This window comes from Streptomyces sp. NPDC054841 (assembly GCF_053611045.1).
In genome coordinates this window covers 1-7,479 of the sequence record NZ_JBSGZO010000424.1, presented here as the reverse complement: position 1 = coordinate 7,479, position 7,479 = coordinate 1, and the positions used below count along the sequence as shown (strand labels likewise).

Below are 7,479 nucleotides of genomic sequence, written 5' to 3'. Positions count from 1 at the left end.
GACTGCTACTGGTCGCGCTTCGGCCGCCACACCACGAGCGCGCTCGTCTGCTGCACGTCCTGGTACGGCACGAGGTCACGCCGGTACGACGCATGCACCTGCGCCTCGCGCTGCTGCATCGCCGCCGCCGCGCTCTCCACCGCCGCCGAGAGCTCCGCAACGCGCTGCTGGAGCGCCGCGACCTGGTTCTCCAGCTCGATGATGCGCTTGATACCTGCCAGGTTGATGCCCTCGTCCTGCGACAGCGCCTGCACCTGCCGGAGCAGTTCGATGTCGCGGGCCGAGTAGCGCCGGCCGCGCCCGGCGGTGCGGTCCGGGGAGACGAGACCGAGGCGGTCGTACTGCCGCAGGGTCTGCGGGTGCAGACCGGACAGCTGAGCCGCGACCGAGATGACGTACACCGGCGTCTCGTCGGTCAGTTCATAGGCCCTGCTACCGAATCCGGGCTGTCGACGTCGACCGTCCATCGCGTCATGCTCCCTTCGCAGCCTGGAACAGTTCTGCCCGCGGATCCTCGCCCTCAGTCACCTTGCGGTAGGCCTCCAGCGCCTCACGGGCCTCGTCTCCGAGGTCCTTCGGCACCGCCACCTCCACGGTGATGAGCAGATCGCCGCGGGTGCCGTCCTTGCGGACCGCACCCTTGCCACGGGCCCGCATCGTACGGCCGTTCGGCGTACCGGCGGGCAGTTTCAGCGTGACCGGAGGGCCGCCGAGCGTCGGGACCTTCACCTCGCCGCCGAGCGCCGCCTCCGCGAAGGAGACCGGCACGGTCACGGTGAGGTTGTCGTCCTTGCGGCCGAAGACCGGGTGGGAGTCGACATGGACCACGACGTAGAGATCGCCGGCCGGTCCGCCGCGCTCGCCCGGGGCGCCCTTGCCGCGCAGCCGGATACGCTGGCCGTCACTCACCCCCGCGGGGATGCGGACCTGCATGGTCCGGGACGACTTGGCGCGGCCGCTGCCGTGGCAGACCTCGCAGGGGTCCTGGGCGATGAGCCCGCGGCCCTTGCAGTCCACGCACGGGTCGGTCAGCGAGAACGAGCCGCTGCCGCCGCGCGAGACCTGACCTGTGCCGACACAGGTCGGGCACACGCGCGGTGTGCCGTTCTTGTCGCCGGTGCCCGAACAGGCCTTGCACGGCTGCTGGCTGGACATCCGGAGCGGGACCGTGGCCCCGTCGACGGCCTCGGTGAAGCTGAGCGTCACCTCGGACTCGATGTCCTGGCCACGGCGGGGCTGCGTACGCGTCCCGGTACCGGCACCGCGGTTGAACAGCCCGCCGAAGACATCCCCGAGTCCGCCGCCGAAGCCGCCGGCACCACCGGCACCGCCCCCTCCGGCCTGGGTGCCCCCGAAGAGGTCACCCAGGTCGAAGTTGAAGCTGCCGCCGGCGCCGGGCCCGGCCCGGAAGCCACCGTTGCCGAAGAGGGAACGCGCCTCGTCGTACTCCTTGCGCCGCTTGGGGTCGCCGAGCACGTCGTTGGCCTCGGAGATCTCCTTGAAGCGCTCCTCGGCCTTGGCGTCGCCCTTGTTGGCGTCCGGGTGGTTCTCGCGGGCGAGCTTCCGGTACGCCTTCTTGATCTCCGCGTCGGTGGCGTCCTTGGGGACGCCGAGGACCTTGTAGTAGTCCTTCTCGACGAAGTCCTTCGTGCTCATCGACGTCCCTCCTTCCGGTACGTCACTGCGTCAGTCACTGCGTCAGCCCTCGTCCGGGCCACCGCTCTCCTCGTCCGGCGCCTGCTCCGCCTGGTCCTTCGGCTGGGCCCCGGGCTGGGGCTCGGCCACCGCGACGCGGGCGGGGCGGATGGTCCGCTCGCCGATCCGGTACCCCGGCTGCAGGATCGCGACGCAGGTCGTCTCGGTGACGTCCGGCGCGTACGAGTGCATCAGGGCTTCGTGGATCGTCGGGTCGAAGGGCTCGCCCTCCTTGCCGAACTGCTGCAGGCCCATCTTGGCGGCGACCGTCTCCAGCGATTCGGCCACCGACTTGAAGCCGCCCACCAGCTCGCCGTGCTCCCGGGCGCGGCCGATGTCGTCGAGGACGGGCAGGAGCTCGGTCAGGAGTTGCGCGACGGCGATCTCCTTGACCGTGATGCGGTCCCGCTCCACGCGGCGACGGTAGTTCTGGTACTCGGCCTGGAGCCGCTGGAGGTCAATCGTGCGCTCGTTGAGCGCGGTACGGACCTGGTCCAGCTGGGCGGTCAGGCCTGCCTGAGCTGCGGTCTGTGCTGCGTCCCCGGCCGGGGCCGCCCCCTCCTCGACGGAGGGGGAGGCGGCCTGCGCCGCTTCGTCGGGAGTGGCGCCGGAGGGGACGTCGGGCTTCTCCTCGAAGCCCGGGGTCTCCTCCGTCATCAGGCAGCGCCGCCCTTCGGCTTCTCGTCGTCGACGATCTCGGCGTCGACGACATCGTCCTCGGCCTGCGCGCCGGCACCGGCGCCCGGTGCGTCGGCACCGCCCGCGGCCTGCTGGGCCTGCGCGTCGGCGTACATGGCCTGGCCGAGCTTCTGGGAGACGGCCGCGACCTTCTCGGTGGCGGTACGGATCTCCGCGGTGTCCTCCCCCTTCAGCTTCTCCTTGAGCTCGGTCACCGCCGTCTCGACCTCGGTCTTGACGTCGCCCGGGACCTTGTCCTCGTTGTCCTTGAGGAACTTCTCGGTCTGGTAGACGAGCTGCTCGGCCTGGTTGCGGGTCTCGGCGGCCTCGCGGCGGCGGTGGTCCTCCTCCGCGTACTGCTCGGCCTCCTGGCGCATCCGGTCGACCTCGTCCTTGGCGAGCGAAGAGCCGCCGGTGACGGTCATCTTCTGCTCCTTGCCCGTGCCCAGGTCCTTCGCGGTCACGTGCATGATGCCGTTGGCGTCGATGTCGAAGGAGACCTCGATCTGCGGGACGCCGCGCGGGGCCGGCGGAAGGCCGGTCAGCTCGAACATGCCGAGCTTCTTGTTGTACGCCGCGATCTCGCGCTCGCCCTGGTAGACCTGGATCTGCACGGACGGCTGGTTGTCCTCGGCCGTCGTGAAGATCTCGGACCGCTTGGTCGGGATCGTGGTGTTGCGCTCGATGAGCTTGGTCATGATGCCGCCCTTGGTCTCGATACCGAGGGACAGCGGGGTCACGTCGAGGAGCAGGACGTCCTTGACCTCACCCTTGAGGACACCGGCCTGGAGGGTGGCGCCGATGGCGACGACCTCGTCCGGGTTCACACCCTTGTTGGCCTCCTTGCCGCCGGTCAGCTCCTTGACGAGCTCGGCGACGGCCGGCATACGGGTCGAACCACCGACGAGAACGACGTGGTCGATCTCGGAGAGCTGGATGCCCGCGTCCTTGATGACGTTGTGGAACGGCGTCTTGCAGCGCTCCAGCAGGTCGGCGGTCAGCTGCTGGAACTGGGCGCGCGTGAGCTTCTCGTCCAGGTGCAGCGGGCCCTCGGCGGACGCCGTGATGTAGGGCAGGTTGATCGTCGTCTCGGTCGAGGACGACAGCTCGATCTTCGCCTTCTCCGCGGCCTCGCGGAGACGCTGGAGAGCCATCTTGTCCTTGGACAGGTCGACGCCGTGACCGTTGGCGAACTGCTTCACCAGGTAGTCGACGACGCGCTGGTCCCAGTCGTCACCACCGAGGTGGTTGTCACCGTTGGTGGCCTTCACCTCGACGACACCGTCGCCGATCTCCAGCAGCGAGACGTCGAAGGTGCCGCCACCGAGGTCGAAGACGAGGATGGTCTGGTCGTCCTTGTCGAGGCCGTAGGCCAGGGCGGCGGCCGTCGGCTCGTTGACGATGCGCAGGACGTTGAGACCCGCGATCTCGCCGGCCTCCTTGGTGGCCTGACGCTCGGAGTCGTTGAAGTACGCCGGGACGGTGATGACCGCGTCCGTGACCTTCTCGCCCAGGTACGACTCCGCGTCGCGCTTCAGCTTCTGCAGGATGAAGGCGCTCATCTGCTGCGGGTTGAAGGTCTTCCCGTCGAGCTCGATCTTCCAATCGGTGCCCATGTGACGCTTCACGGACCGGATGGTCCGGTCCACGTTCGTGACCGCCTGACGCTTCGCGACCTCTCCGACGAGCACCTCACCGTTCTTGGCGAAGGCGACGACGGACGGCGTGGTCCTGGCGCCCTCGGCGTTGGTGATGACGGTGGGCTCACCGCCCTCCAGAACGCTGACGACGGAGTTAGTCGTGCCCAGGTCGATGCCGACCGCACGTGCCATTTCGATTCCTCCAGTGAGCTGGACTTGAGTACTGCGCTTCCCGGGGACCGTGACATCGGCGACTTCGCCGCGGGCCCCCGGACCCCCAGCCGGAAAGACCTTTCGGCTGAGGCACCCACCAGGTCTTCCGGGGATAAACCTGAGCGGGACACGCTCAAGGATGCATCACGGACCCCATAAGGTCAACAGACCTGAGTCGAGTCGACTCAACTATGGTGCGCCACCCATGAGACACCTGCCCGGCGCGGCCTGCACCCTCCCCCGCCCCCACCGTGCCATCGTTCTACAAAGCACGCGAAAGGTTCACAGACGCGGCAGACATCGACAGAGAACAACAGAACGGTCAGGTGAGAGCCGTGCACGCCGTGCAACCCAAGCGCCTTCTCGATCTGACCCTCGGCACCGTCCTGCTGATGCTCGCCTCACCCCTGCTGGCCGCCGCGGCCTGCTCGACGGCCCTGAAGCGCCGGCCCGGCGGCGCATTCGTGCGGGAACTCAAGACCGGACAGCACGGCTACCCGTTCACGGTCCGCTCACTGCGCACCCGTCGCTTCCGGCTGGATCTGCTGTCCCGGCTGCCCCATGTCGTACGGGGCGAGATGTCCCTGGTCGGCCCGGCGGCGCTGGCACCCGACAACCCCCGCGCGGCCCTGCCCTGGCGGCAGACCGTCAAACCGGGGCTGACCGGCCCCGCACAGCTCCGCCGGCATTCCACGCTCCCGTGGGACGAGTCCGAACTGCTCGATCAGCACTATGTGGAGCACTATTGGATCGGACTGGATCTGGCCGTTCTCCTGCGTACGATTCCGGCCCTGCGACCGGCTCGCACTCAGGGTGACCTGAGCGACGCAGATCACCGCTTGCCTGGCTACAGTGCGGCGGAATAAGTGGGTAGTCTCAGCACGGACTGAATAAGTTACCGCTTAGTAAGTGCTGATTCCCCACCTCGCAGGCCCGAGGAGCCCCCAAATGCAACTCGCCGCGATCATCGTGTCGCTGGTCATCACGGTGGTGGCCGTCGCGCTGTTCGGCCGTGCCATCGCGCAGATCTACCGCTTCGTGCGGCTCGGCCAGCCCGTGCCCGCGGGCACCCGGACCGGCGATCCCACGCAGCGCACCATCACGCTGGTCAAGGAGTTCCTCGGCCACACCCGCATGAACCGCTGGGGCGTCGTCGGCGTGGCGCACTGGTTCGTCGCGGTGGGCTTCTTCTCGCTGCTGCTCACGATCGTCAACGCCTTCGGCCAGCTCTTCCAGGCCGACTGGTTGATCCCGATCATCGGCGACTGGCTGCCCTACGAGATCTTCACCGAGTTCCTCGGCCTGATGACGGTCCTCGGCATCGTGACCCTGATCGTGATCCGGCAGCTGAGCAGGCCGGGCAGGGCGGGCCGCAAGTCCCGCTTCGCGGGCTCCAAGACGGGCCAGGCGTACTTCGTCGAGGCCGTCATCCTCATCGTCGGCGTCTGCATCATGACGCTGCGCGCCCTGGAGGGCGCCCAGCACGGCGTCGACGGCTGGGAGCCGGGCTTCTTCGCCTCGTACCCGCTGATCGCCGCCCTCGACGGGCTGAGCCTGAGCACGCTCCAGCACCTCACGTACTTCTTCGCGGCGCTCAAGATCGTCACGTCCTTCACCTGGATGATCACGGTCTCGCTCAACACCAACATGGGTGTGGCCTGGCACCGCTTCCTCGGCTTCCCGAACATCTGGTTCAAGCGCAACGCGGACGGCTCCACCGCTCTGGGCGCGCTCCAGCCGATGACCAGCGGCGGCAAGGAGATCGACTTCGAGGACCCGGGCGAGGACGACGTCTTCGGCGTCAGCCAGGTCGAGCAGTTCTCCTGGAAGGGCATCCTCGACTTCTCGACGTGTACGGAGTGCGGCCGCTGCCAGTCGCAGTGCCCCGCCTGGAACACCGGAAAGCCGCTCTCCCCGAAGCTGCTCATCATGTCGCTGCGCGACCACGCGCACGCCAAGGCCCCGTACCTGCTGGCCGGCGGCGGCAAGACGATGGAGGGCGAGGAGAAGGCCTCCGAGGAGCAGCTGAAGGACGTCCCGGCGGCCGCTCTGGCCGAGGCCGAGCGCCCGCTGATCGGCACGGTCGAGGAGAACGGCGTCATCGACCCGGACGTGCTGTGGTCCTGCACCACCTGCGGTGCGTGCGTGGAGCAGTGCCCGGTCGACATCGAGCACATCGACCACATCGTCGACATGCGCCGCTACCAGGTGATGATCGAGAGCTCCTTCCCGTCCGAGGCGGGCACGATGCTCAAGAACCTGGAGAAGAAGGGCAACCCCTGGGGCCTGGCCAAGAAGCAGCGCCTGGAGTGGACCAAGGAGGTCGACTTCGAGGTCCCGGTCGTCGGCAAGGACGTCGAGGACCTGTCCGAGGTCGACTACCTCTACTGGGTCGGCTGCGCGGGCGCCCTGGAGGACCGCGCCAAGAAGACCACCAAGGCCTTCGCGGAGCTGCTGCACATGGCGGACGTCAAGTTCGCGATCATGGGCGGGGACGAGAAGTGCACCGGTGACTCCGCCCGCCGCCTCGGCAACGAGCCGCTGTTCCAGCAGCTCGGCCAGGAGAACGTGGCGATGCTGAACATGGCGTTCGGCGAGGACGACGAGGACGAGTCGACGAAGAAGCCGAAGGCTTCGAAGAAGATCGTCGCGACCTGCCCGCACTGCTTCAACACCATCGCGAACGAGTACCCGCAGCTGGGCGGCGAGTACGAGGTCATCCACCACACCCAGCTGCTCCAGCACCTCATCGACGAGGGCCGCCTCGTCCCGGTGACCCCGGTCGAGGGCCTGATCACGTACCACGACCCCTGCTACCTGGGCCGCCACAACAAGGTCTACACGCCGCCGCGCGAGATCATGGACAAGGTCCCGGGCCTGCGCCAGCAGGAGATGCACCGCCACAAGGAGCGCGGCTTCTGCTGCGGCGCCGGTGGTGCGCGGATGTGGATGGAAGAGCGGATCGGCAAGCGCATCAACACCGAGCGCGTGGACGAGGCGCTGTCCCTGAACCCGGACATCGTCTCCACCGCCTGCCCGTTCTGCCTCGTCATGCTCTCCGACTCGGTCAACGGGAAGAAGGGCGAGGGCAAGGCGAAGGAGTCGCTCCAGGTCGTGGACGTGGCGCAGCTGCTGCTCGACTCCGTCAGGACCCCCGTGGACCCGGGGTCCGGTGACACGGAGGCCGAGCCGGCTCCGGAACCGGAACCCGTGAAGTAGTCGTCTTCGTAGAAAACCAGTGAGCGGCCGGACC

General features: G+C 68.2%; 6 protein-coding genes. 2 read left to right on the top strand and 4 right to left on the bottom strand.

The window, feature by feature from the left end:
- Positions 1 to 5 precede the first annotated feature (5 nt).
- The 4 genes from ACWGI8_RS35360 to dnaK are packed head-to-tail and all read right to left on the bottom strand — an operon-like array spanning position 6 to position 4,205.
- A complete protein-coding gene (locus ACWGI8_RS35360) occupies positions 6 to 467 on the bottom strand; it encodes a heat shock protein transcriptional repressor HspR (RefSeq protein WP_453667316.1) in 462 nt (153 codons plus the stop codon).
- A gap of 4 nt (positions 468 to 471) precedes the next feature.
- Positions 472 to 1,656: a molecular chaperone DnaJ gene (dnaJ, locus tag ACWGI8_RS35355; protein ID WP_453667314.1), complete on the bottom strand. Its 1,185-nt coding sequence runs from the start codon at positions 1,654 to 1,656 to the stop codon at positions 472 to 474.
- Positions 1,657 to 1,698: 42 nt separating this feature from the next.
- The gene (grpE, locus tag ACWGI8_RS35350; protein ID WP_453667312.1) at positions 1,699 to 2,352 is read right to left on the bottom strand and encodes a nucleotide exchange factor GrpE; all 654 of its coding nucleotides are present in this window, start codon (positions 2,350 to 2,352) and stop codon (positions 1,699 to 1,701) included.
- The gene (dnaK, locus tag ACWGI8_RS35345) at positions 2,352 to 4,205 is read right to left on the bottom strand and encodes a molecular chaperone DnaK (RefSeq protein ID WP_453667310.1); all 1,854 of its coding nucleotides are present in this window, start codon (positions 4,203 to 4,205) and stop codon (positions 2,352 to 2,354) included. Before dnaK ends, grpE begins: the two co-directional genes overlap by 1 nt.
- A 356-nt stretch (positions 4,206 to 4,561) precedes the next feature.
- Between dnaK and ACWGI8_RS35340 the strand changes: the two genes are divergently transcribed.
- Entirely contained in the window at positions 4,562 to 5,092 is a 531-nt protein-coding gene (locus ACWGI8_RS35340; protein ID WP_453667308.1) for a sugar transferase, read from the top strand.
- Positions 5,093 to 5,174: 82 nt separating this feature from the next.
- Positions 5,175 to 7,445: a (Fe-S)-binding protein gene (locus ACWGI8_RS35335; protein ID WP_453667306.1), complete on the top strand. Its 2,271-nt coding sequence runs from the start codon at positions 5,175 to 5,177 to the stop codon at positions 7,443 to 7,445.
- Positions 7,446 to 7,479: the final 34 nt, after the last annotated feature.